The organism is Bordetella genomosp. 13 (assembly GCF_007679965.1).
Taxonomy (GTDB): Bacteria; Pseudomonadota; Gammaproteobacteria; order Burkholderiales; family Burkholderiaceae_B; genus Bordetella.
This window is the reverse complement of record NZ_VEHL01000001.1, coordinates 525,894-548,457: the sequence shown is the minus strand read 5'-3', so window position 1 is coordinate 548,457 and position 22,564 is coordinate 525,894. Positions and strand designations below refer to the sequence as shown.

General features: G+C 67.8%; 23 protein-coding genes. 4 read left to right on the top strand and 19 right to left on the bottom strand.

Translation table 11 applies throughout. The features are described from left to right. Nucleotides 1-14: 14 nt before the first annotated feature. The 6 genes from FS845_RS02575 to FS845_RS02550 are packed head-to-tail and all read right to left on the bottom strand — an operon-like array spanning nucleotide 15 to nucleotide 6,525. The gene (locus FS845_RS02575) at nucleotides 15-1,034 is read right to left on the bottom strand and encodes a Bug family tripartite tricarboxylate transporter substrate binding protein (protein WP_260986111.1); all 1,020 of its coding nucleotides are present in this window, start codon (nucleotides 1,032-1,034) and stop codon (nucleotides 15-17) included. Next, nucleotides 1,015-2,181 (bottom strand): FAD-dependent monooxygenase, encoded by a 1,167-nt coding sequence (locus FS845_RS02570; protein WP_144630565.1) that lies wholly within the window; start codon nucleotides 2,179-2,181, stop codon nucleotides 1,015-1,017. Before FS845_RS02570 ends, FS845_RS02575 begins: the two co-directional genes overlap by 20 nt. Continuing rightward, nucleotides 2,178-2,651, bottom strand: coding sequence for an acyl-CoA thioesterase (locus FS845_RS02565; protein ID WP_144630564.1), 474 nt, complete (start codon nucleotides 2,649-2,651; stop codon nucleotides 2,178-2,180). Before FS845_RS02565 ends, FS845_RS02570 begins: the two co-directional genes overlap by 4 nt. Beyond that, complete coding sequence (locus FS845_RS02560; RefSeq protein ID WP_144630563.1) at nucleotides 2,648-4,327, bottom strand: AMP-binding protein; 1,680 nt, start codon at nucleotides 4,325-4,327, stop codon at nucleotides 2,648-2,650. The genes FS845_RS02565 and FS845_RS02560 overlap by 4 nt, the downstream gene beginning before the upstream one ends. A 20-nt stretch (nucleotides 4,328-4,347) precedes the next feature. Then, nucleotides 4,348-5,244, bottom strand: coding sequence for a VOC family protein (locus FS845_RS02555; protein WP_144630562.1), 897 nt, complete (start codon nucleotides 5,242-5,244; stop codon nucleotides 4,348-4,350). A 21-nt stretch (nucleotides 5,245-5,265) separates the two neighbouring features. Next, the gene (locus FS845_RS02550) at nucleotides 5,266-6,525 is read right to left on the bottom strand and encodes an alpha/beta hydrolase (RefSeq protein WP_144630561.1); all 1,260 of its coding nucleotides are present in this window, start codon (nucleotides 6,523-6,525) and stop codon (nucleotides 5,266-5,268) included. Nucleotides 6,526-6,707: 182 nt separating this feature from the next. Between FS845_RS02550 and FS845_RS02545 the strand changes: the two genes are divergently transcribed. Further along, on the top strand, nucleotides 6,708-7,424 hold the full coding sequence (locus FS845_RS02545; protein ID WP_260986110.1) for a TetR/AcrR family transcriptional regulator: 717 nt from the start codon (nucleotides 6,708-6,710) through the stop codon (nucleotides 7,422-7,424). Between the two features lie 132 nt (nucleotides 7,425-7,556). On the opposite strand, the gene FS845_RS02540 is transcribed toward FS845_RS02545, so the two are convergent. From FS845_RS02540 to FS845_RS02520, 5 genes are all read right to left on the bottom strand, one after another. Further along, a complete protein-coding gene (locus FS845_RS02540) occupies nucleotides 7,557-8,264 on the bottom strand; it encodes an ABC transporter ATP-binding protein (protein ID WP_144630559.1) in 708 nt (235 codons plus the stop codon). A 70-nt stretch (nucleotides 8,265-8,334) separates the two neighbouring features. After that, complete coding sequence (locus FS845_RS02535; RefSeq protein ID WP_144630558.1) at nucleotides 8,335-9,141, bottom strand: ABC transporter ATP-binding protein; 807 nt, start codon at nucleotides 9,139-9,141, stop codon at nucleotides 8,335-8,337. Then, complete coding sequence (locus FS845_RS02530; protein ID WP_144630557.1) at nucleotides 9,134-9,997, bottom strand: branched-chain amino acid ABC transporter permease; 864 nt, start codon at nucleotides 9,995-9,997, stop codon at nucleotides 9,134-9,136. The genes FS845_RS02535 and FS845_RS02530 overlap by 8 nt, the downstream gene beginning before the upstream one ends. A gap of 1 nt (nucleotide 9,998) precedes the next feature. Further along, nucleotides 9,999-10,880 (bottom strand): branched-chain amino acid ABC transporter permease, encoded by an 882-nt coding sequence (locus FS845_RS02525; RefSeq protein WP_144630556.1) that lies wholly within the window; start codon nucleotides 10,878-10,880, stop codon nucleotides 9,999-10,001. Nucleotides 10,881-11,078: 198 nt separating this feature from the next. After that, a complete protein-coding gene (locus FS845_RS02520) occupies nucleotides 11,079-12,233 on the bottom strand; it encodes an ABC transporter substrate-binding protein (RefSeq protein ID WP_144630555.1) in 1,155 nt (384 codons plus the stop codon). Between the two features lie 399 nt (nucleotides 12,234-12,632). On the opposite strand from FS845_RS02520, the gene FS845_RS02515 reads away from it, so the two are divergent. Beyond that, on the top strand, nucleotides 12,633-12,947 hold the full coding sequence (locus tag FS845_RS02515) for a hypothetical protein (RefSeq protein ID WP_144630554.1): 315 nt from the start codon (nucleotides 12,633-12,635) through the stop codon (nucleotides 12,945-12,947). 1 nt (nucleotide 12,948) lies between these two features. Here the strand turns inward: FS845_RS02515 and FS845_RS02510 are convergent, their stop codons facing one another. From FS845_RS02510 to FS845_RS02490, 5 genes are all read right to left on the bottom strand, one after another. Next, nucleotides 12,949-13,932 carry a spore coat protein U domain-containing protein gene (locus FS845_RS02510; protein WP_186332129.1) on the bottom strand — a complete coding sequence of 328 codons (984 nt, stop codon included), beginning with the start codon at nucleotides 13,930-13,932 and terminating at the stop codon, nucleotides 12,949-12,951. Beyond that, nucleotides 13,929-16,268 (bottom strand): fimbria/pilus outer membrane usher protein, encoded by a 2,340-nt coding sequence (locus tag FS845_RS02505; protein WP_144630552.1) that lies wholly within the window; start codon nucleotides 16,266-16,268, stop codon nucleotides 13,929-13,931. Before FS845_RS02505 ends, FS845_RS02510 begins: the two co-directional genes overlap by 4 nt. Nucleotides 16,269-16,280: 12 nt before the next feature. Continuing rightward, entirely contained in the window at nucleotides 16,281-17,000 is a 720-nt protein-coding gene (locus FS845_RS02500) for a molecular chaperone (RefSeq protein WP_144630551.1), read from the bottom strand. Nucleotides 17,001-17,016: 16 nt separating this feature from the next. Then, the gene (locus FS845_RS02495) at nucleotides 17,017-17,544 is read right to left on the bottom strand and encodes a spore coat U domain-containing protein (RefSeq protein WP_144630550.1); all 528 of its coding nucleotides are present in this window, start codon (nucleotides 17,542-17,544) and stop codon (nucleotides 17,017-17,019) included. A 227-nt stretch (nucleotides 17,545-17,771) separates the two neighbouring features. Beyond that, a complete protein-coding gene (locus FS845_RS02490; protein WP_186332128.1) occupies nucleotides 17,772-18,338 on the bottom strand; it encodes a YcxB family protein in 567 nt (188 codons plus the stop codon). Between the two features lie 185 nt (nucleotides 18,339-18,523). Between FS845_RS02490 and FS845_RS02485 the strand changes: the two genes are divergently transcribed. Next, entirely contained in the window at nucleotides 18,524-18,988 is a 465-nt protein-coding gene (locus FS845_RS02485; protein WP_144630548.1) for a hypothetical protein, read from the top strand. A 124-nt stretch (nucleotides 18,989-19,112) separates the two neighbouring features. Here the strand turns inward: FS845_RS02485 and FS845_RS02480 are convergent, their stop codons facing one another. After that, a complete protein-coding gene (locus FS845_RS02480; protein ID WP_144630547.1) occupies nucleotides 19,113-19,874 on the bottom strand; it encodes an SDR family oxidoreductase in 762 nt (253 codons plus the stop codon). Between the two features lie 26 nt (nucleotides 19,875-19,900). Continuing rightward, nucleotides 19,901-20,704, bottom strand: coding sequence for an SDR family NAD(P)-dependent oxidoreductase (locus FS845_RS02475; protein WP_144630546.1), 804 nt, complete (start codon nucleotides 20,702-20,704; stop codon nucleotides 19,901-19,903). Between the two features lie 123 nt (nucleotides 20,705-20,827). Here FS845_RS02475 and FS845_RS02470 point away from each other — a divergent pair, with 123 nt between their 5' ends. Continuing rightward, entirely contained in the window at nucleotides 20,828-21,775 is a 948-nt protein-coding gene (locus FS845_RS02470) for a GlxA family transcriptional regulator (protein WP_144630545.1), read from the top strand. A gap of 15 nt (nucleotides 21,776-21,790) precedes the next feature. Here the strand turns inward: FS845_RS02470 and FS845_RS02465 are convergent, their stop codons facing one another. Continuing rightward, a complete protein-coding gene (locus FS845_RS02465) occupies nucleotides 21,791-22,558 on the bottom strand; it encodes a DUF899 domain-containing protein (RefSeq protein WP_144630544.1) in 768 nt (255 codons plus the stop codon). Between the last annotated feature and the right edge of the window lie 6 nt (nucleotides 22,559-22,564).

The following is a 22,564-nucleotide window of genomic DNA, read 5'->3' as shown; positions in this document are numbered from 1 at the left end:
GAGGTTCCTTGCAGTCAGTCGAGGGAAATCTTGGCCTGCTTTACGATCTCGGCGTATCGGGCGGAGTCCTGTTGCTGCGCCAGACCGACGCCTGCCGCGTCCACCGGCCACGCGTCGAAACCGAACGTCCGGAAGCGCTCCTGGACGGCGGGAGCCTTCACCGCCTGCGCGATGGCGCCATTGAGCTGCCGCACGACGCCATCGGGCGTGCCGCGCGGCACGAACGCCGCCACCCAGGTCTTGAGCTCGAAATCCGCCGGGCCGCCCGCCTCCGAGACGGTCGGCACCTCGGGATACCGCTCGAGCCGCCCGGGCGCCGCCAGCGCCAGCAGCCGGACACGCTTGGCCTGGTACAGGTTCTGCACCGTGGCCGCCGTGCCGAAGGCCCAGGCCACCTCGCCATTGGCCACGGCGGTATACAACTGCGGCAGTTCCTTGAACGGCACATGCGTCATCGTGGTGCCGGTCTTCTGCTGCAGCACGGTCGAGCCGATGTGCGCCACGCTGCCGACGCCCCAGCTGCCGTAGGTGAGCTGGCCGGGCTGCTTGCGGGCCGCCTCGACCAGGTCGGACACATTGCGCCATGGCGAGCTGGCCGACACGACGATGAAGAAATTCGTCGTGTATATCGGAGCCGCCGGAACGAAATCGCGCTCGGCATCGAAGGGCATCTTGCTGTAGAGGTGCCGTTGCAACGTCATGTGCGTGTTGTCGACCACGGCGATCGAATAGCCGTCCGCGGCCGATCGCTTCACATCCCCGATCGCCAGCCAACCGTTGGCGCCCGGCTTGTTCTCGACGATGAATGGCTGCTTCCATCTGGCGGCAAGCTGCTCGCCGATCATGCGGACGATGGCATCCGGGCCACTGCCTACCGAATACGGCAGGACGGCCCGCACGTTGTGACCGGGATAGTCCGCGGCCTGCGCATGGGACGCGCTCGCGCAGGACATCAGGCCAATGAACGCGACGACCAGAGTTTTCTTCATGTCTCCCCCACTTTCGAATGGGTAGTTATCGGATGGCTTGAGCATCCTTGCGATGGGCCTGGCGCTCGATGCGAGCGTCGTAGGCCGCCGTGAAAACGGGATCGCGTTTCCGCAGGTCCTCGTGACTGACTTGCCCGGTGCGCCGCATGTAGTCGTAGGCGAACGACACAGGATCCAGATGCATCCTGTCGGCGACGTTCTCGTACCAATCGAGGCTGCGGGACGCCGCTGCCTGGAAATTCGTGGAGGACGTGCGGCGCAAGGATTCGAAGACCGCGAACGCGGCGGGCACGTCGTCCGGGCATTGCTTGAGCCCCTGGTGCAGCGCGATCGCGTCCTGCATGGCCATGCGCGTGCCCGATCCCAAGGAGAAATGCACCGTGCGCAGCGCATCCCCCAGCAGCACGATATTGCGATGCGTCCAGTGCTCGTTGCGCACGACCTTGGCCTCGAACCACAGCGAACGATTGCCCAGCAGTTCATTGGCGCCGAGGTCGTGCCGGAACACGTCGGCGCAGTAGCGCCGGCTTTCCTGCTCGCTTGCGTCGTTCAGGCCGGCGCGGCGCCAGGTGTCGGGATCCACCTCCACCAGGAAGGTGCTGAGCTCCGGGCTGTACTGGTAGCTGTGCGCGATGAAGACCCCATGCCCCGTCTGGCGGAAAATGAGCGAGACCGGATGGAAGCGTTGCCGCGTGCCGTACCAGGCAAACTTGTTGCGGCGCTGCTCGAAGCTGGGCTGGAAGTGCTCAGCGAACTGTGTCCGGACAAGGCTGTTGGAACCGTCGGCCGCCACCAGCATGTCGACCTCTTGCGCCAGGCGGTCCACATCGTCTATCCGGCGGTCATGCTGGATGCGCACGCCTGCCTCCAGGCAGGCGCCTTCCAGCACCTGCAGCATGTCCAGGCGCGCCGTGCGCGAGAAATGGTTTCCCTGTACCTGGATGCGTTCGCCGCGATGCACGATCTCCATGTAGTCGCACCGCTCATGATGCGCCACGAAGGTCTTGAAGAACTCCGGATCGGCTTCGCGCAGGAAGCCCAGGCCGATGTCCGAGAACACCACGCCCCAGCCATACGTCGCCCCTCGGGGGTTCTGTTCGTAGATCTGGATGTCGCAGTCGGGGTTGTGCTTTTTCGCCAGCAGGGCGAAATACAGGCCGGCGGGGCCGGCGCCTATGATGGCGATCTTCATCGATCGGGACTCCGGGTGGCGGCGGCCTGACAGGCCGCCTGGTAGGCAAGCAAGGCGTCGCGCATGGCGCCCGGCACCGGGATGGCGCGGCGCTCGCCCCGCGCCACGCAGATCGGGGTCAGCCGGGCATCGAACGCCGGTCTGCCCTGCACGCTGCCGGCGATCAGCAGGGTGTAGGTATGCTGGCGCACCTGTTCGACGGTGACGGTCATGTCGAACACGTCGTCGGGCCACAGCGTTGCCTGGAAGTCGAACGTCAGCCCTCGGGTAGGCGTACCGAAACCGTGCTCGTCCTTGGTGCGTTGCGGCGTGTCGCCCAGCAGTCGCTCGTAGAAGAGCTCCGCGGCCGAGATGACGTACTCGCCGAACGTGACGGTGTACACGACACCGGCCGGATCGCAATCGCCCCATTTGACGCGCCTGCGGATGACGAGCGGCGTCGCGCTCACAACGTATTCGGTGGCGATCATCGGCGCGGCCCCGCAGCGTGTGCCGCCTCGTCATTGAGCATCTGCGCGATCGTCATGCGTAGCGCCGCCTTGTCCAGCTTGCCGACCTTGGTCACGGGAAACGCATCGATCGTCTCCACACGTTCGGGGCATTTGTATTTGGCCAGTCCGCGGGCCACCAGGAAATCGAGCAACTCCTGCACGGTGGGAGCCGACCTGCCCGGACGCGGCACGATGAAGATGCAGCCCTTTTCTCCATACAAGGGATCCGGCATGGCCACCAGGCGAGCCTCGGAGACCGCCGGATGCGCGCCGACCAGGGCCTCGACCTCCTCGCAACCGATCTTCTCGCCCCCCCGATTGATGTTGTCGCGAAGACGCCCCTGAAAGGTGAGGTATCTGCGGCCGCCTTCGATGGACTGGGTCATCATGTCGCCCGTCCGGTAGTAGCCGTCAGAGGTGTAGGCCTGCTCATTGGCCTGCGGCGCATCGAAGAATCCGGGCAACGTCGCCGGGCCACGGAAACAGAGCTCACCCATCCGGCCCGGCTCGACCTCGTTCTCCGTTCCAGGCTCCAGCAAGCGGATCTGGTCGTGCGGGCTGCCCGTCCAGCCTTGGGTCCGGTGGCGGACGTGGGCAGGCGCACTGGGAGGAGAGCCCAGCAGGAGCCCCTCGGTGATGCCGAAGAGATTCGAGCAGGGAACGTTGAGGTGCGCCTCGAGGCGATCGGCCGCGCTCATCGTGGTGAACAGGCGCAACGAGGAAAGATCATGGCGGGCGAGCTGGTCGTACGCCATCAGCTGCGGCGCGATCGGGCCGATCGAGATCGCTCGCGTCACCCGGTGCGTCTCGATGAGCTCGAGCATGCGGACCACGTCCACGCGCGGCATCAGCACGGCCGACAGCCCCATGGAGATCACGGGCATCAGCACATAGACCTGTGCGGCGTTGTGCAGCAAGGGAAGCGCCCAGATCATCCGGTCGTCCTCCCGCAGCTGGTACATGTCGGCGCAAGCCCGGGCATGCGCCAGATACTCGGTATGGAAACGCGGAATGATCTTGGGCACGCCCGTGGTGCCGCCGGAAAGCTGGAACGCCAGCACGTCCTCGGCGCCGGGCGGCTGTCGGGCCAGGCGCGCACGGGCGTGCGCCAGGGGCATGCCGTCGATCAGCGCCTGCAGCGAGACGCCATCCGACGCCGCGCCCCTGGCCACCACCAGATGTTGCAGGCTGCCGTGCGCGTCCATCATCTCCCTGGCGAACGCCACGAGATCGAAGGCGCTGAAGTCGGCCTGCACGAAATATCCACGCGCCCCCGCCTGACGGACCAATTGGCCGATTTCAAGCGCGCGATGCTGGGGCAGCGAGCACACCGGCACGATGCCGGCCTTGTAGCAGGCCAACAATGCAAGCACGGTCTCCAGGGTCGTCCCCATCTGGAAGATGACGCGGTCTCCCGGGCTCAGGCCAAGCTCCAGCAGTGCCGCGCCCAGTCTTTCGCTGCGCTGGTCCAGGTCCGCGAAGCCTACGCTGCCTTCATCGGTGATGATGGCTGGCAGGTCCCCGCAGCGCTGCGCCGTCTGCCGCAATGCCTGCCCGACGGTTTGCGGCCGCCACGCGCCGGATTCGAAATAGGCATGGGCCTGTGCGTCGGAATGGTAGATCACGCCCTCTATCGGGAAGCGTATGTCTCTCATGTGTTGTCTCCTGGCCCACCTCAGGCTGCCGCGGGTTCGATTCTCACGTGGTCTCGGTCCATGACAGTGATGGTGCCGGTCACGCCACCGGTGAACAGGCCATACCAGACGGCGGGTTTCAAGCCCAATGCCTTGCGGCGAAACTCGATGGGACCCTCGCTCTGGATGCAGTCGAAATGGTCGCGCGACACGACCGCGCAGTCGTCCCGCGACGCCGCGTCACGCACGAACGAAGCGAATTCGTCCACGCGCGGCACGAAGATCCGCACGCCGGGTTCGCAATCTTCCGCGGAAAGGATCGATGCTTCGAGCAGCGCGGCCTTGCGCGCCCAGACGTCGTCGATGTGGGTGATGCGCCCGCCCGCCGCGAACGCCGCGTCTTCCGCCTCCATCGCCGCCTGCAGCGTCAGGGCCGCATCCACCGCGTCGACGTGCGCCAATGGCCGCAGCTTGCGCGTGAACTCGATGAAGTAGCCATTGGGATCGCGTACGTAGATCGATTCGATGACCTCATGGCGGGTTTCCGCCGACACCTCCAGCCCGGCCTGTTCGAGGCGCTGCTTCCAGGCCTTGATTTCTTCCTCGCTCTGGGCCAGCCACGCGGTGTGCGTCGCATCGCCCACGTGATCGTCCGGCAGCGGACGCATGGCGCGCCGCTGGCCGACGGCCGCGGGCTCGTCGCAGCCCAGGTAATAGAAGAAGGCGATGGTGCTGCCATTGCCGCTGTCGAAGAAGAAATGCAGGAAGTCGGGATGGCTCGCCGGCCCCCATCCGCGTGCGGAAATGACGTGGACCAGGGGCAACCCCAGGATGTCCCGATAGAAGTGCACCGTCTCGCGCAGGCGCCAGGTCGGCCGGGCGGTGTGATCGACGCCATGCAGCCGCAGCGCAGGGGGCGTAACTTGGTAGGCATTCATGCGGTCGCTCCGCGGTAGGGGTTACAGGAAACGGGACGCCAGCCAGTCGGCCAGCGCCCGGCCGGCCTGGTAGCGGCCGGGCTCGTCCTGGTCTTGCAGGGCACGGCCATGGTGGTCGCCCTTGATGCGCAGGTGCTGTTTGTCCCCTGCGGGTATCGCGTCATGGATGGCACGGACATCGGCCGGAAAACAGGCCTGGTCGCCCGTGTACTCGATGATCAGCGTAGGCTGGGAGATCGATGGGGCCGTCCTGGCCAAGGCCGCGTTCGACGCCAGGCCCGACCAGGTGGAAAGCCAGCTCTCCGGCGTGCAGAAGCGCGCGAATCCGACCGCGCCGAAGTTCGAGGCGTAAGGATCCCTGCCCCAGAGCGAACCGGGATGCCGGTCCGAGGGATCCAGGCTCAGGTCCAGGCAACGCAGGTCCGCGTCCGTGCGCCAGACGGTCATCACAGGGGTATGCGCCGCCCGGCGACGCTGCTCGGCCGAGATGTCCATGCCGCTTTTGACCTGCTCTCGCGCCTGCAGGCGCGCCGCGATGATCTCGCGCGCCGTCGCATCCAGGCGCGCCACCCGTTCACGCTGGGCCTGGCGATAACGGCCGATGAATTCGGAGGTGTAGCGAGCCTGGCCGGAAGGCTGGTAACCGTTGGCCGGGCTCAAGGGATCGAGCTCGGGAACCACCGACAGGGCATCGCCTTCGTCGGCCACGGACGGATCGATACACCCCATCAGCAAGGCGCCCTGCCCAGGGTGCGGACCTACCAGCACCATGCCGTGAACCGCGGGCATGTCCAGCTCGTCCAGGCCGGTGCGCTTGCCGCCCGGTGTCCGGGCGATGCGCTGCGGACCTTGCAGCGCCGCCTGCTGCGCGTACAGACCGTACAGGCCGGCACCACCGGAATTGCCCAGCAGGACGATCCGGCCAAAGCCCTGCTCCCTCAGGAAGCGCATGCCCGCGGCGACGTCGTGCAACGCGGTCTCGTGCTCCAGCCGCAGGTCGTTGCCGACCGAGCGCGCCCCTTGCGACCACGCCGCGCACCCGGCCGCGACGATGTCGGGGATGAGGTAGTGGCACGCCATGAACTCGCGGGGGTGCATCACGCAGACCACCGTGTCGGGCCGCTGCCCGGCAGGCAGGTAGAGGGAGCCGGACGTCGCCGCGCCATCCCCGGTGCGCAACACGACGTTGCGGGTGGAGGCGCCAGCCGGCAGGTCGCGGGGATTCCAGTCGGTGTTGAGGAACCCCGCGTTAACCCGGCCCGAATGCTTTTCGTGTGTCATGCCCGTGTCTCCCGCAGCGCGGTCTCGATCTTGGATTTGACGTATTAGACAAATTTTCGACGCTACTGTCAATTTAATGTCGAAAATTTGACGCTACCGTCAATTCGGCGAAAATGTCGGTCCATTGAATGCGGCTGGACGGCGGTCGACGCAGCCCCGCCAGCGAACGAGGACATGCCATCGTGACCGATGTATCGAACAAGCCGACTTTGAAGGGGGACGCGCTTCGCGGCGCGATCCTCGATGTGGCAGCCAAGCTGTTCATCGAACGAGGGTCGGCCGGGACCAGCATCCAGGACATCGCGGAACGCCTGGGGTTGAGCCGCACCGCGGTCTATTACTACTTCAAGAGCAAGGACGCCATCCAGCGCGCCTTGACCGAAGAGGTCCTGGACGACGCTCGCAAACTGGCGGGCGACACGGTGGCGCGCGACGACCTGGACCCCGTGTCGGCGCTGCGGGCGCTGGTGACGCAGCATGCCGAATTGATCCTGTCGAGGCCCGCCGAGTTTCGCGTCGCGGACCGTACCGAGGCCGACATGACGCGCAAGCAGCGCACTACCGTGCACGGCGCACGCCGCAACGTGCTGGAGAACTTCAGCAGCGTGATCGAGCGTGGCATCCGGGAAGGAAAGTTCCGGATGGTCGATGCCCACGTCGCCGCGTTCAGCCTGATCGGCATGTGCAACTGGTCCGCCTGGTGGTACAAGCCGGACGGCCGCTTGAACGGTTCGGAAGTGGCCGCCATCATGGCCGAAATGGGCGTCAACGCCTTGCTCAGGGACGAGGCGCGCCGATCCGGTGAACCCGCCGATGCCAAGGAATGCCTGCGCCTCGTGCGCGAGGACCTGGACTATCTCGAGAAGGTGCTGTTCGTCGCCGATCCGCCGGGCGTCTGACACGCTCCGCCTGGGCGTCCCGGCGGCTTGCCCCGACAAGAAAAAACCCCCGGCGCACGGAGCGATCTCCGGCGTTCGGGGGTTCGTACCCACGGGGCGGCGGACCGTGCCGCTGCCCGCACGAGGCGGGCGTCAGGCGCCCAGATAGGCTTCCAGCACGCGCGGGTGGTTCAGCAGCTCGCGGCCGCCGCCCGACAGCGCCATCGCGCCGTTCTCCAGCACGTAGCCGCGTTGCGCGATCTTCAGCGCCTGGCGCACGTTCTGCTCGACCAGGAACAGCGTCAGGCCATCGTTGTTGATGGCGCGCAGCGATCGGAAGATCTCCTGCACCACGATGGGCGCCAGGCCCATCGAAGGCTCGTCCAGCAGCAGCAGGCGCGGCTTGGCCATCAGCGCGCGGCCGATCGCCAGCATCTGCTGCTCGCCGCCCGACAGGTTGCCTGCGATGCCGGACAGGCGCTCGTTCAAGCGCGGGAACAGGTGCAGCACGTATTCCAGCTCGGTCGCGGCCGCCTTCAGGCCGCGGCGGTAGGCGCCCAGCTCCAGGTTCTCCCGCACCGTCATGGTGGTCAGGATGGCGCGGCCTTCCGGCACCTGCACGATGCCGCGCGCCACCACGGCGTGCGGCGCCAGGCCGGTGATGTCCTCGCCTTCGAAGCGGATGCGGCCGGCGCGCTTGGGCAAGAGGCCCGACAGCGCCAGCAGCGTGGTCGACTTGCCGGCGCCGTTGGCGCCGACCAGCGCGGTGATGCCGCCGGCCTCCAGCGTCAGGTCGATGCCGCGCACGGCCTCGATGTGGCCGTAATGGACTTCCAGTCCCTGGACTTCCAACATGCTCATTGGTGTACCCCCTTGGCGCTGCGCGCCATCCCCCCGAGGGGGAACCCGCGCTTGGGACGGTCCGGCGCACTCATCGCACTTCCCCCATGCCAGCGGCAGCGTGCGCAGCCTCTTCCTCGTCGTCGTCCTCGCGGCCCAGGTAGGCCTCGATCACCTGTTCGTTGTTGCGGATGTCCTCGGGGCCGCCGCAGGCGATGATCTTGCCGAAGTTCAGCACCGCGATGCGCTCGCATAGCCCCATGACGAAGCGCATGTCGTGTTCGATCATCAGGATCGTGTAGCCGCGGTCGCGGATGGCCAGGATCTCGCGCATCAGCTCGGCGCGCTCGCCGGTGTTCATGCCGGCCACCGGCTCGTCCAGCAGCAGCAGGCGCGGCTCGGTGGCCAGCGCGCGTGCCAGTTCCAGGCGGCGCTGCTCGCCGTACGACAGGTTGTCGGCCAGGTCGTTGGCCTTGTGGTCCAGCTTCATCCACGACAGCAGTTCCAGCGCGCGCTCGCGGGCGCGCGCCTCGTGCTGGCGGTACTTCGGCAGGCTCAGCAGCAGGCTGCCGAAGCCGTAGTCCATGTGCCGATAGGCGCCCACCACCACGTTCTCCAGCAGCGTCATCTCCTTGAACAGGCGGATGTTCTGGAACGTGCGGGCGATGCCCATGCGCGTGATTTCATGCGGCTTGCGCCGCAGCAGGTTGGCGCCTTCGAACGTGATGTCGCCGGCCGTCGGGGCCAGCAGCCCGGTGATCAGGTTGAACACCGTGGTCTTGCCCGCACCATTGGGACCGATCAGGCCGAAGATCGCGCCCTGCGGCACGCTCAGGTTGACGTCGTGCAGCACGTGCAGGCCGCCGAAGCTCTTGGAAATGTTCTTGAGCTCAAGCATGGCGGCCTCCCTTGCGCATCCAGCGCGAGAAGCGCGCCGGATCCCAGATGCCCTGGGGCAGGAACAGCACGATCAGCACCAGGATCAGTCCGTTGACCACCAGGCGGAAATCCGCGAACCCGCGCAGCATTTCCGGCAGGATGGTGATGATGAAGGCGCCCAGCACCGGGCCGGCCAGACCGCCGATGCCGCCCAGGATCGCCATGGTCAGGATCTCGACGCCGCGATCGAAGCCGTACTCGTTGGGGCCGATGAAGAAGGTCAGGTGCGCGTTCAGCGCGCCGGCCAGGCCCGCGATGGCGGCGCCCGCCACGAAGGCCAGCATCTTGCTGGAACGCAGGTCGATGCCCATCAGCGAGGCCGCCGTCTCGTCGCCACGGATGGCGTCGAACGCGCGGCCCACCTTCGAGCGGCGCACGCGCCACAGCACCAGCAGCACGATGACCACGGCCAGCGCCACGTGCCACCACTGCGTGAGCTGCGGAATGCCGTTCAGGCCCAGCGCGCCGCCGGTCAGCGACTCGGTGTTCAGGATCGCCACCCGCACGACCTCGCCGAAGCCCAGCGTGGCCATGGCCAGGTATACGCCCGACAGCCGCAGCGTGGGCAGGCCGATCAGCGCGGCCACCAGCGCCGGCGCCAGCATGCCGCCGGCCAGCGCCACCGGAAACGAGGCCTCGTAGTTCATGGTGAGCAGGGCCGCCGCGTAGGCGCCGATGCCCATGAAGGCCGCGTTGGCCATGGCCAGCATGCCGCAGGTCAGCGTCAGCCAGATGGACAGCGCCAGCAGCGAGTTGGTGCCCAGCGTCAGCACCAGGTTGCCGTAGATGGCCCAGAAGTTTTCAAAACCACCCATGTCATGCCTTCCGTTGCGCGACTTTGCCGAACAGGCCTTGCGGGCGCAGCAGCAGGATCAGGAACAGCAGACCGAACGCGACCGCATCGCGCATGGTCGAGCCGATGTAGGCCACCGACAGCACCTCGGCGAAGCCCAGGAACAGGCCGCCCAGCATGGCGCCGCGGATGTCGCCCATGCCGCCCAGGATGATGACCGCGATGCCCTTGTGCAGCATCGGCTGGCCCATCAGCGGGAACAGCGCGTTCGAATACAGGCCGATCAGCACGCCCGCCAGGCCGCCCAGGCCGGCCGCCGCGAACGACGTGATCAGGAACAGCTTCTCGACGTCGATGCCCAGCAGCCAGGCTGCCTTGGGCGACTCGGCCACGGCGCGCATGGCGCGGCCGAACTGCGTGCGGCGCATGATGATCATCAGCGCGGCCATCAGCACGACCGACAGCAGGATGATGCACAGCTCGATGACCGTGACGTGCAGGCCCGCGATCTCCAGCACCTCTTCCGGCACCGTGCCCATCGGGAAGCGCAGGTTGCCGGCGCCGAACAGGGCCTGTGCGCCGTTGTTCAGGATGATGGCCACGCCGATGGTGGCGATCATGGGGATCAGGTGGGGCGCATTGCGCTTGCGCAACGGCTTGAGCACCAGGAAGTCGACCAGGGCCCCGACCAGGCCGGCCACCACCACGGAGGCGATCAGTCCGGCCCACAGCGGCAGGCCCGCGTGGCTGATGACGACCAGCGCGGCATACGCGCCCACCATGAAGACCGCGCCGTGCGCCAGGTTGATGACGCCCAGCACGCCGAAGACCAGCGTGAAGCCGAGCGCGAACAGCGCGTACACGCAGCCCAGCGACAGGGCGTTGACGAATTGTTGTTCAAGCATGGGAATTCCGGAGGAAAAACAGCGGCGAAAAAACAGCCAAGCGGCAGAAGGCCCCGCACCGCGCTTCGGTTCGCTACTCCCGCGGGAGCGCTTTTTTACCTTGGAAGCGGCGGTATCTCAAAATGCCGCAGGGCGGCGCTTCCGCCGCCCAGACGTTGTCCACCCGCCGTCCGGCAGCGGGTGGGCGTGGTTACCGCCTTACTTCTCGATGACGTACTTGCCGTCCTTGGTCACGCTGACGATCGGCGCCTGCTGGGCGTCGTAGCCGGCGGGGTTCTTGCCCGAACGGTCCATCGCCTGGCGGAACTGGAACGCGCCGGTGGCGCCGGTCCACTTCACGTCCGGCAGCGCATCGCGCAGCGCGGTGCGGTCCTTGGGCAGGTCGCCCGACAGCTTGATCTTCTTCAGACCCTGGCTGACGATGTACATCGCGTCGTAGGCCTGGGCCGAGAACTGGTCGGGCGCGGCGCCGTACTTCTTGGTGTAGGAGTCGATGAACTTGGTGTTCTCGGCCGTCTTGTTCTCGATGGACCAGGGGCTGCCGATCCACAGGTTGTTGGACGCGCCGCCGGGAGCCAGGTCGAAGATCTTGACCGAGTTCATGCCGTTGCCGCCGATGACCGGGATGTTCATGCCCAGCTGGCGGGCCTGCACCATGATCGGGCCGCCTTCGGCCAACAGGGCCGACAGCACCAGGGCGTCGGGGTTGGTGCCCTTGATCTTGGTCAGCTGGGCCTTGAAGTCGACGTCGCCCTTGGCGAAGGTCTCGGTGGTCGTCACCGGCACCTTCTGGTCTTCCAGGGCCTTCTTGAAGTTGTCGTAGCCGCTCTTGGTGAAGACGTCGTCGTTGCCGTAGAGCACCGCCACGTTCTTCATGCCGGTCTTGCGGCGCACGGTGTCCAGGGTGGCCGGCAGCACGTCGGCTTCGGTCACGGAATTGCGGAACACGTAGTTGCCGATGGAGGTGATGCCGTCGGCCGTGTTGGACGTGCCGAAAGCCACGGTCTTGGCGGCCTGCGCGATCGGGTCGGCGGCCTGGGCCGAGTTCGACAGCGTGGGACCGAACACCATCAGGACCTTGTCCTGGAAGATCAGTTTCTTGAAGACGTTGATGGCTTCTTCTTTCTTGCCCTGCTCATCTTCGACCACCAGCACCAGCTTGTCGCCGTTGATGCCGCCGGCGGCGTTGATCTCTTCGGCCGCCAACTGGAAGCCGTTGCGGATCGAAATGCCGTACTGCGCGGCGCCGCCGGACAGGGCCTCGGCAACACCCAGCTTGATGTCGGCGGCCTGCGCGGCGCCCATCGCGCCGAGAGCCGCCAGGGCCAGGGCGAGTTTGGTCATGGATCTCATGGAAGCGTCCTTTGGATAATGGGTGTCTCGGTATTTTTTCGCCGGCCGTGACGACGGCGGCGTGCAGCTGCCGGCCCTGAAGCCCGGGCTGCGGGAGGGGTGATATTACTCTCCTTTTGTAGCCGACCGAAACAAGAACCCCGAAGACCGTTGCAGGAAGCCACTTCCCGGGCCGCGCCGCCCGCAACGCCATGGCTGGCGCGGCTTTCCGCCGGGCCGTATGCGCCGGGCTTCATGGAAAACCCTAGGCCGCACCGCCGATATTGGGGCCGTGTCCGCCACGCAACGGCCGAACACGTAACCCGGGGATTCTGGGAGAATCCCGCCATCGCGGCCGCCATCCGCGCAGCGTCTCCCCGCCCCGCCCTCCCCGTCATGTCCACGAACCGCAGCATGCCCATGCATGCCCTACGCTGCCTGTGCCTGGCCGCCCTGGCCGCGGCATCGGCCGGCTCCGCCGCGTCCCGGGCCGCCACCTTCCCCACCAACGCCGTCATGCAGGTGCAGTTCACCATCGCCAGCGTGTGCGCCGTGGCGCAGGCGGCGCAGGCCGACGCGCCCCGCGTGGCCTGCCTGCATGGCGATCCCGTCCACGTCGCCGCCAACCACGGCCAGCCGCAGCCCGCCACCGCTCTGCCTGCCGACGACGCGGACCCTGCGTCCGGCGATGCGTCCAGCACGGCCACCCAGGACGTCTGGATCGTCACCTTCTAGCTCAGAAATAGACCGTGGCCAGTACCGTGTCGGTGTAGGTGCCCGGCACCGGCGCGGCCTGGGGCTGGATGCTCCCGTACACCGTGATCACCTCGTCCAGGCCGGTGCCCGTGCGCGTCACGCGCGACGTGCCCAGCGTGCCGTCGCCCCACGGCGTCGTGCGCGCGGGGTCCAGATACAGCTGATACGGCACCAGCTGCTGGCCGCCCTGCCGCATCATGTTGCGCGCGGCCACGGTGCCGTTGCCGCCGCCGTTCAGCGCGATGGCATAGGCATCGTTGTTGGTGCAGCGCACGCTCAGCGACGCGGTCGCGTTCACCGTCGTGGCCAGCAGCCCCTGCGATCCGAAGTTCATCGGCGAGGCGCTGATGGTGCAGTCGTTGATGACGTTGGCGGAGATCTGCGGCGTGAAGGTGTAGGTCGAGGGCGCGGTGGCGCAGCTCGGCTGCGGCGTCAGGATGCCCCAGTAGCCGTAGCGCATGGTGGCCACCAGGCTTTCGGTGTAGACGGTCGTGGCATTGTTCACGGTCGGCACCGTGGTCTGGTTGGGCGTCACCTGGGCATTGATCGTCACGATCCGCGTCGCGCTGGTGCCCAGCACGGGCTGCGTCATCGTGAACGAGATCGGCGTGGTGCCCGTCGCCGTCGAGCCCCACAAGGGGCTGTAGTTGGCGTTGGCGCTGTCGGCCACGCGGTATTGCAGCCGGTTGCCGCCGTTGCCCAGGGTGCGCGGATTCTGGCTGGCCGAGGCCGACCCCGTGGCCAGGTTCAGGCATACCTGCGTGTTCGGCTCCAGGTTCAGCAGCCCCCAGTTGCAGGTGACCGAGATCGTGCCCGAGCTGGTGAAGGCCACGTTGCGGATCGGGCTGACCGACGGGATCACGATGGGCGTCATGGTCGCGGTGCAGGTCTGCGCCTGCGCCTGCCGCGCATGGCCGGCCAGCGCGGCGCACAGCGCCAGCAGCAGCCATGCGTGGCGCCTCATGGCCGGCCCGCCGTGGGCACGCAGTCCAACGGACCTATCGTGGGCAGCGATCCATCGGCCGGCCGCTGGTAGCGGAAGCTCGCGACGCATGCGAGGTCCTTGCCCTCGACCCGCACGGTGTTCCGCTCGACCAGGCCATCGACGAACGCGATGCCGTCGTAGCCCACCACGGTCTCCTTGCCGCTCTGCTCGTGGCGCACGCGGCTGCCCACCGCCGGCGGCTTGCCGCCGGGCCCGCGCAGGATGATGGACGCGGCCGAGTAGCGGTTCATCTCGAAACGCGCCAGCACGCCCGACAGCGCCTGCGGCACGACCTCCTGCCGCGTGCTGCCGATGCGCGCGTCGGCGGGCAGCGCCAGGGTGTCGATGGAGATTTCGTTGCGTTGGTACGCATTCAGGTTGGGCACCACCAGATAGCCGCTCGAACCGGTATGGCCGATGCGGCGGTTCTGGCTCAGCACCGGCACGCCGGCCACGCCGTCCGTCGACACCAGCGCGAAGCCGTCGTAGATCTGCCGCGAGGCCTCCACGTGGCCATCCATCACCACCACGCCGCCGCTCATGTCCAGCGACAGCTGCGTGCGTCCGTCCAGCTGCTGCGCGGTGGCGGTCGCCTGCCCGTAGCGGCCCAGGTACTGGCCCCAGGCCTGGCGGTAATCGACCACGCCCGCGCTGCCCGCCTGCACGCCCCAGCCCCAGCCGCCGCCGTAGTCCGGCGTGCGCGTCGCGCCCACGTTGTACGTGTCGCGTCCGCCCTGCCGGCCCGCGGTGGCGGTCGCGGAGATCCCATCGTCCAGGCCGATGCTCACGCCGAGGAAGAAGCCCGAGGAGTCCGGGCGATTGAAATCCTTGAACGCGTTCAGGTTGAGCGTGATGCGCTGGCCCGCGTTGACGGCATACGACAGCGAGCCGATCTCGGACTTCTCGATGCCCGGATAGCGCAGCCCGATATAGCTCACCGCCACCGTCTGGCTGCGCCCGATCGGCATGGACAGCGTGATGCGGTCGTTGGCGTCCGGGACCGGCGTGCCGTCGCCGCTGGCCAGGTCGCCGTAGTCGGCGATCTTGCGCAGCGCGCGCACGTCCAGCGAGAAATCCGGCCGGATGTACTGGTAGCCCACGCCCGCCTGGGCGCCCTGGAAATCGCCCGTGCTGGCGGCCAGCGAGGCGTCGATCACTCCGGCCGATCCGAGCCGCACCATGGCGCCGCCGCCCAGGTTGTAGACGTCGCGGGAAGCCTCGGCATGCGCCTCGACGGTCAGCGCATCGCTCACGCCGTAGCGGTACGTGCCGCTGCCCGCGGGCCGGGGCTGGTAATCGAACGAGCGCAGGCCGTAGTTCCTGCGCAGGAAACCCACGTCCACCGAATAGCCCGACAGGCCTTCGGACAGCAGCCGCGAGTCGATGTAGATGGGCAGCGAGGTCGAGATGGGGCGGCCCAGCGCGTCGCGCGTCACGATGCTGGCCACGCCCGCCCCCGTGATGCCGGGCACGTTGTTGACCACGAAAGGGCCGCTGGGCACGTTGCCCGAATACTGGCGGATGTTGTTCACGTAGACGTCCACCGCCGAAGGCACGGCGGCGGAACCGCTCAGCAGGGGCAGCGGGAACGTGACCAGGTCCGGGCGCAGCGAGAAGTTCTTGCGCCATTGCAGGCCGCCCAGGCGCACCGAGCGCGACCAGTCCAGCGAGCCGGATATCATGTCGCCGACCTGCGTGGTGCGCAGCGTCTGGGCGTCCGAGGAGGCCCAGTACGTGTCGAACCGCGTGTAGCGCCGCAAGGGGCCATACAGGTAGCCGATGCCGGTGTTGCTGAACGCGCCCGAGGGCGCGAACCAGCGCGCCTCGTTCCACACGGCCAGGCTGCCGTCCCTGCCCGTCAGCGCGTAGGCGTCGTAGTTCAGCAGCAGGCCGCGGCCCGAGGTGGCGGGCGGCGTGGGCTGCAGGCCGCGCGTGTCCAGGCCGAACGGCTTGCGCAAGCGGTCCGGCGCCTCGATGCTGACGCTCTGCGTGGCCGCGTCGTAGCGGTAGCGCAGCCCGGGAATGGCGTCGAGCGCGACGTCGCCGCCCTGCCGCACTCCCGTGCCGTCCAGCTTGATGCCCAGGCTGTCCAGGTCCGACGGCAAGGCATACAGGCGGCCGTTGGCCTCGCGAAAGCGCGATATCAGCGTGGTGGCCTGTCCATTGATACTCACGGTCAGATATACCTCATGGGCGGCGGGATATGGCGAGGGCTGTGCTGCCCGCGCCTGCCCGCCGCTCGCCAGCGCCAGCCACAGCGCCACGCCCCATGCATTGCCCCGTCGCACGCGGCCGTTGCGGGTCGGCGCTCGCATCGCGGCCGGCCGTCAGCGCCTGCGTTCGGCGGTCACCGGCGCCTCGATGGGACTGGCGTTGATCCGCGCCTGGATCTTCATCGCGCCCGCCAGCGCCACGTCGTTGCCCAACGGGATGCGCCAGCGCCGCGTGCGGCCCGCCAGCGCATAGCCCATCAGGCCGCGATTGAGCTCGTAGGCACGGCCGCCAGCCAGCAGTTTCACGGCGCTGATCTGGGCGCGGCGATTGCCGCGATTGGCTACCTCGAGCTGCCAGCCGTCCGGGCCCGGGTGCAGCGTCCAGTTCAACTCGGGTCGCCCTTCGGCGGCCGGATTGACGAAGATCGGGACGGAGTAGCGCAGGCGCACGGTGACGCCGCTGGCAGGCAGCTGCGAGGGCGGCGCGATCTCGTCGACCAGCATGCGGTAGGTCTGCTCCGAAGACGCCGCCTGCGGCTTGACGCGCAGCAGGCGGATGATCTGCTGCCCACCGGGCGGCACCTGGATCAACGGCGGGCTGGCCATCAGGTCCGCGGTGGCCGACAGCTTGTCGTCGTCCAGCGTCTGGTCCCAGCCGAACACCCGCACCTGGCCGTACAGCGGCTCGCTGCCCGCGTTGGTCAGCGTGATCGCGGTGGCGGTCTCCTCGGCGCGCAGGTCTATGGTGACGGGCGATATCTGAAGATTCGCCGCGCCCGCGGAAAGGCTGGCCGCCGCCAGCCCGGCTGCCAGCCATGCAGTCGGTCTGCTCATCCTGTGCAGACGCGGGTCAGAAGTAGACGGTCGCGGTGACGCTGGTCTGGTAGGTGTCCGGACGCGGCGTGGACTGCGCGGCCACCTGGCCGTACACGGTGATGGTCTGCGCCGTGCCGGTTCCGGTGCCGGGCACGGTATTGGTGTCCTGCGTATTGCCCCAGATCACCGTACGGCCTGCGTTCTGGTACAGCTGGAAGCCGACCGTGGTGGCGGTGTTGCCGGTGCCCGTGCCGGCCAACAGCCGGGCGGCGATGGTGGACCCGGTGACCGTGCCCGCGTCCAGGCCGATGTTGTACGGCGTGGTGTTGGTGCAGGTGACGGTGAGCGTGCTGGTCTGGTTGACCGGCGTGGCCAGCACGCCGGTGGAGCCGAAATTCAGCGGCGCGGCGGCGATGGTGCAGTTGGCCGCGATGGTGAGCGTCACCGCCATGTTGGCGGTGGCCGTGCCGTTGGTATACACCGCCGCGTGGGCGGCGGGGCCCAGCGCGGCCGCGTAAGCGCCGGCCAGCGCGAGGACAGCGATCTTGCGCACAGATTTCATGGTCGTCTCCTACGGCGAAGCGTGGGAGCGGATATTCGCCATCCGCGTTGCTAGAGGCTCTCGGATGCTGCTGTTCTACAGCTTGTATCTTTTATCCGTGACTTCGCGCCTTGTGCTTGTTCTGTGCGCAAGTGCAAATCTGGCACAAATTTTCCGCCATTGGAATAGTGGATTGCGCCCTTATGGTTTCAATATTTCACACGGCGCCGCGATCGCCGCCGGCCGGTTCACGAAGGATCGCGGGGCGTCAACCCGTACCGCGCCCGCGCCGCGTCGACCCTGGCGCGCGCCAGGGCAAGCGCCTCCTGGCGCGCCGCTTCGGACGGAATGGCGCGGCGCGGCAGCAGGATGCCCTCGCGCCGGGAGATCACGAACAGCAGCAGCGCCGGCGTCTCGACGATCCGCTGCACGCCGGCCCAGGCCACGCGCGTGTTCACGTTGTCGTTGCCGGCCCATATGCCGTCCTGGCCCAGTTCCACCGCCACGTCCTGGCCCGCCAGCGCGGTGCGGCCATAAGCCGGTGCGCAGAACAGCCATCCCAGCACCTCGGCGCGAAACCAGATCAACAGCAGGCAGCCCACCAGAATGGCATAACCCGACCAGGGAAACCCGCCGGTGGCCAGCAGCCGCAGGCCCGGCAGGCGCTGGTGGGGCTCGAGCGTCCACATCATGAATCCGACCATGCACACGAGCCAGGCCACGCACCAGGCCAGCCGCCGCGGCATCGACGGCCGGGCCAGCGCGATGCAGGCACGCACGAAATCGACCCGCTCGTATCGATAAGTGAACCGCACGTCCAAACCCTCCCGATGGCCAGCGATTTTTGCGTATTCGTCCTGTCGCACCTGTAACAGTCCGCGAAACTTCGTGGCTGATACCATCGCCGCACGCTGAAGCCAGGCCTGCGCGCGCGGCGCCGCCGTGACGCCGACCGGCCCGAATCCTCACGAACCGTCCTCGTCGGACAGGAGGCCCACGCATGACCCGCCGTACCACGCTCGCCTGGACTGCCGCCGCTGTCGCGCTCTGCGCCGCATCCTCCGCGTTCGCCCAATCCGACCGCGAGGTCGTCGAGACCACCGTGTCCCGCAGCGCCAACGTGTGCCCGGGCCACAGCAAGGACCGCACGACGCCCACCGTGAAGCTGGTGCCCGTGGGCGCGCTGCGCGTGCTGCTGGATCAAGGCTTGGTCATGTGCCCGGATCGCCGCCTGGATGCCGAAGCGCCCGCAGCGTGGTACGGACAGTACGGCGTGTTCACCTGGAATCCCGAGGTGGACGGCGCCGGCAAGGCGATCGCCGCGCAGATCGACAGGATGACGCGCGACGAGTCATTCCCGGCCGAGACGCTGGTGTGGAATGCCAAGGGTGAAGCGCTGAAGAACCGGACGGTGCCGGCCTTCGAGCCGCGTCCCGGCGCGGCGGTACGCCAGAAGGTGTATTGAGGCCTGACGGCCGGCGCCGACGCGCCGCCTTCGGTACCAATGCAGGACGGCCCGCGGATGCATCCGCGGGCCGTCCTGCATTGGCCGCCGGCTTTTACGATCCGCGGCGTCGTGGTCGTCGCCCTCAGCCTATCGGAATCGGCTCGTCCACCAGCATCTGGTTGAATTGCTCGACGAACGCGTGCTCGCCCGGGCCGGGGTTAGCCCGCATGATCTGCACCGCATCCACCAGCACTTCGGTCTGGGCGTCGGCCAGCTTGTCCATGGTCTCGGCGATGAAGGCCTCCAGCGGCATGGCGCGCGGATCGCCGCTCTTGTGGATCAGGTCGGTGTCCACCCACGGCGGCGCGATCTCCAGCACGCGCACGCTGGTGTCGCGCAGCATGAAGCGCTGCGACAGCGTGTACGAATGGATGGCCGCCTTGGTCGCCGAATACAGCGCGGTCGTGGCCAGCGGCACGAAGGCCAGCACCGAGCTGTTGTTGATGATCCAGGCCTCGGGCCGCTGCTTCAGGTGCTCGGCGAACGCCGCGGACAGGCGCACCGGCCCCAGCAGGTTGGTGTCGACCAGCCGCATGGCTTCGGCATCGTCCAGCACGCCGCCCGCGTCGTCGAACGGCATGATGCCGGCATTGTTCACCACCACGTTCAGGGCGGGATACCGGGCCATCACGTCGTGCGCCACGCGCTGGATCTGCTCGGGATCGGTGATGTCCAGCTCGACGCTGTCCATGCCCGGATTGGCTTGCACGACCTGCTCCAGCAGGGCCTTGCGGCGGCCCGCGATGATGACCTGGTTGCCCAGCTTGTGGAAGGCTTCGGCCAGGCCGCGGCCGATGCCCGATGCGCCGCCGGTGATGAGGATGGTGTTGCCGGTGAGTTTCATGGTCGCTGCTCCTGTTGGATAGGCATTCATTGCGCGGCGAGATAGCGCGGCGCGACGGTGTTGCTGGAAAGCTGGGTGGACAGCGCCTGCCGGGCGGCCTCATACGCGTCCCACCGGGCGCCGTCGTGCAGCGACGGAATGGTGATGGCCTCGCCGCGATCGAAGCCCACCAGCGCCGCGTCGACCAGGTCCTCGGCACGCATCACGATGCGTGCATCGAGGTTTTCGACGGGCAGCCCGCCCGTGGCCCAGAACTCGGTGGCCGTGGCGCCGGGCAACACCGCCTGCACCTGCACGCCCTTGTCCGCCAGTTCGTGGCGCAAGGATTGGCTGAACGCGGTGACGAAGGCCTTGCTGCCGCCATACACGCCATTCAGGACTTCGGGCGCCACGCTGACAATGGACGAGATGTTGATGATCGCGCCGCGTCCGCGCGCCACGAAGCCGGGCACGGCGGCATAGGTCAGGCGCATCGGCGCGGTGACGTTCAGCGCGATCATCCGCGTCATCTGCCGCACGTCGCTGTCCAGCAACGGCGTATGGGTGCCGATGCCGGCGTTGTTCAGCAGCAGCGTCACGCTGGCGTCGTGCCGCAGCTTGTCTTCCACCGTGGCCAGCGACGCAGCGTCGGCCAGGTCGGCCGGGAACACCTCGATGCTGCGGCCCGTGCGGGTGGTGATGTCATTGGCCAGCGCATTGAGCCGGTCCCGGCTGCGCGCCACCAGGATGAGGTCGTAGCCGCGCTGCGCCAGCCGCTGCGCGTAGAGGGCGCCGATGCCGGAGGATGCGCCCGTGATCAGCGCCGTGCCCAGGGATGTCTGCTTCGTCATGGAATGCTCCGTGTCGTTTCGGTTGAGGTTCGGTGATGCGATGGAGGCATTCTGACGCGGGATGCATTTGTCTCAAATGACGTTTATAGTCATGTTTTAAGACACTCCCTTCGGGAATCGGACATGCACCGCATCGGCTACATCCTTTCCGACGGCTTCCAGATCATGGCGCTGGCCAGCCAGGCCGCGTTCGAATTCGCCAACCTGGTCGTCGCCGAACCGTTCTACGCCATCGAGAACTACTCGGCGCCGGGTGGCCAGGCACGCACCACGCTGGGCGTATCGCTGGCCACCCGGCCGCTCACCGCGCGCAGCAGCGCCGATACATGGATGGTGGCGGGCGCCATCGATCCGCTGGGCCACCTGCCCGGCGCGCAGGAGCTGGCATTGCTGCGCAAGGTCAGCGCCCGCGCGCGGCGCACCGCCGGCCTGTGCACCGGCGGCTTCGTGTTGGCCGAAGCAGGACTGCTGGATGGCCGCCGCGCCACCACGCACTGGGCCCATGCCGATACGCTGCAGCGCCGCCATCCCGCCATCCAGGTCGAGGCCGACCGTATCTTCATCGTGGATGGCCCGTACTGGACCTCCGCCGGCATGACGGCAGGCCTGGACCTGGCGCTGGGCATGGTCGAGCAGGACCTGGGCGCGGACGTGGCCCGTTCCGTCGCGCATGGCCTGGTCATGCACCACCGCCGCTCGGGCGGACAGTCGCAGCATTCCGAGATGCTCAAGCTGGCGCCCAAGTCCGACCGCGTCCAGGACGCGCTGGCCTACGCGCGGCAGAACCTGGCGCGGCCGCTGGGCGTGGAAGAACTGGCGGCCGTGGCGCATCTCAGCCCGCGCCAGTTCAGCCGCGTGTTCACCGCCGAAACGGGGCAGTCACCCGCCAAGGCCGTCGAAGGACTGCGGCTGGAATCGGCTCGCCTGATGATCGAGCAAAGCCGCCATTCGCTGGACGTGATCGCTCGCGAGACGGGGTTCCGCGACCGGCGCCACATGCGCGAGGTCTTCCTGCGGGGCTTCGGCGTGCCGCCCCAGGCGGTGCGGCGCGAATCGCGCGAGGCGGCCTGAGCCAGGCTCGCCGCGTCAGCCGCCGTACTCGTCATGGCGACGCCACCAGGTGCCGGTCTCGCCCTCGTCGCGTCCCCGCGGCGCGCGGTCCAGCCATGGGTACATGCCCCACAGCGCATCCACGCCTCGCGCGTAGGTCGAGTACGTGTGATAGACGACGCCGTGCTCGCGCACGAAGGCGCTCATGCCGGGCCGGTCGCGGAAAAACGCGGCGAGATCCGTGCCGCACGCGGCCGCGAATTCGTTTTCCTTTTGCGCCACCTCGGCGGGATCCATCGGCAGCTCATGCCGCCCGAAGTTGTAGTCGACGTCGCCCGTACGCTGTTGCGCCTCGGTGAAGGACACGTTGAAGTCGAAGTTGAAGTCGCCGCCATGCGACGAAGCCCACGGAAACGACCAGCCCATGCGCTGCCGGTATGCCAGCAGCTTCGCCAGCGGCGCGCGCGACACCGCCATCAGCGTCACGTCGTGGTGCGCCAGATGCACGGCGATCCCGTTGAAGCCGTCGGCGATCGACGAACACGAGGGACAGCCCGCCTTGTAGTCGGGGCCGAACATGAAGTGATAGACCAGCAGTTGCGTGCGGCCCTGGAACAGGTCCGCCAGCGTCGCCTCGCCGTGCTCGGTGTCGAAGCGGTAGGTCTTGTCGACCGGGACCCAGGGCAGCTGCTGGCGGCGCCGCGCCAGCTCGTCGCCGCGCCGCGTCAGGTCCTTCTCGGCCTGCAGCAATTCCAGGCGGGCGGCCAGCCATTGCTCGCGCGTGCCGGTCGGGTGCGTCGTCATGATGCG

Coding starts and splice junctions, on each gene's coding strand:
- FS845_RS02515 (WP_144630554.1), top strand. CDS start 12,633: ATGCATGCCCTACGCTGCCTGTGCCTGGCCGCCCTGGCCGCGGCATCG.
- FS845_RS02540 (WP_144630559.1), bottom strand. CDS start 8,264: ATGAGCATGTTGGAAGTCCAGGGACTGGAAGTCCATTACGGCCACATC.
- FS845_RS02555 (WP_144630562.1), bottom strand. CDS start 5,244: ATGAATGCCTACCAAGTTACGCCCCCTGCGCTGCGGCTGCATGGCGTC.
- FS845_RS02520 (WP_144630555.1), bottom strand. CDS start 12,233: ATGAGATCCATGACCAAACTCGCCCTGGCCCTGGCGGCTCTCGGCGCG.
- FS845_RS02465 (WP_144630544.1), bottom strand. CDS start 22,558: ATGACGACGCACCCGACCGGCACGCGCGAGCAATGGCTGGCCGCCCGC.
- FS845_RS02570 (WP_144630565.1), bottom strand. CDS start 2,181: ATGAAGATCGCCATCATAGGCGCCGGCCCCGCCGGCCTGTATTTCGCC.
- FS845_RS02560 (WP_144630563.1), bottom strand. CDS start 4,327: ATGAGAGACATACGCTTCCCGATAGAGGGCGTGATCTACCATTCCGAC.
- FS845_RS02565 (WP_144630564.1), bottom strand. CDS start 2,651: ATGATCGCCACCGAATACGTTGTGAGCGCGACGCCGCTCGTCATCCGC.
- FS845_RS02475 (WP_144630546.1), bottom strand. CDS start 20,704: ATGACGAAGCAGACATCCCTGGGCACGGCGCTGATCACGGGCGCATCC.
- FS845_RS02575 (WP_260986111.1), bottom strand. CDS start 1,034: ATGCTCAAGCCATCCGATAACTACCCATTCGAAAGTGGGGGAGACATG.
- FS845_RS02525 (WP_144630556.1), bottom strand. CDS start 10,880: ATGCTTGAACAACAATTCGTCAACGCCCTGTCGCTGGGCTGCGTGTAC.
- FS845_RS02500 (WP_144630551.1), bottom strand. CDS start 17,000: ATGAGCAGACCGACTGCATGGCTGGCAGCCGGGCTGGCGGCGGCCAGC.
- FS845_RS02510 (WP_186332129.1), bottom strand. CDS start 13,932: ATGAGGCGCCACGCATGGCTGCTGCTGGCGCTGTGCGCCGCGCTGGCC.
- FS845_RS02470 (WP_144630545.1), top strand. CDS start 20,828: ATGCACCGCATCGGCTACATCCTTTCCGACGGCTTCCAGATCATGGCG.
- FS845_RS02495 (WP_144630550.1), bottom strand. CDS start 17,544: ATGAAATCTGTGCGCAAGATCGCTGTCCTCGCGCTGGCCGGCGCTTAC.
- FS845_RS02550 (WP_144630561.1), bottom strand. CDS start 6,525: ATGACACACGAAAAGCATTCGGGCCGGGTTAACGCGGGGTTCCTCAAC.
- FS845_RS02505 (WP_144630552.1), bottom strand. CDS start 16,268: ATGCGAGCGCCGACCCGCAACGGCCGCGTGCGACGGGGCAATGCATGG.
- FS845_RS02530 (WP_144630557.1), bottom strand. CDS start 9,997: ATGGGTGGTTTTGAAAACTTCTGGGCCATCTACGGCAACCTGGTGCTG.
- FS845_RS02480 (WP_144630547.1), bottom strand. CDS start 19,874: ATGAAACTCACCGGCAACACCATCCTCATCACCGGCGGCGCATCGGGC.
- FS845_RS02535 (WP_144630558.1), bottom strand. CDS start 9,141: ATGCTTGAGCTCAAGAACATTTCCAAGAGCTTCGGCGGCCTGCACGTG.
- FS845_RS02485 (WP_144630548.1), top strand. CDS start 18,524: ATGACCCGCCGTACCACGCTCGCCTGGACTGCCGCCGCTGTCGCGCTC.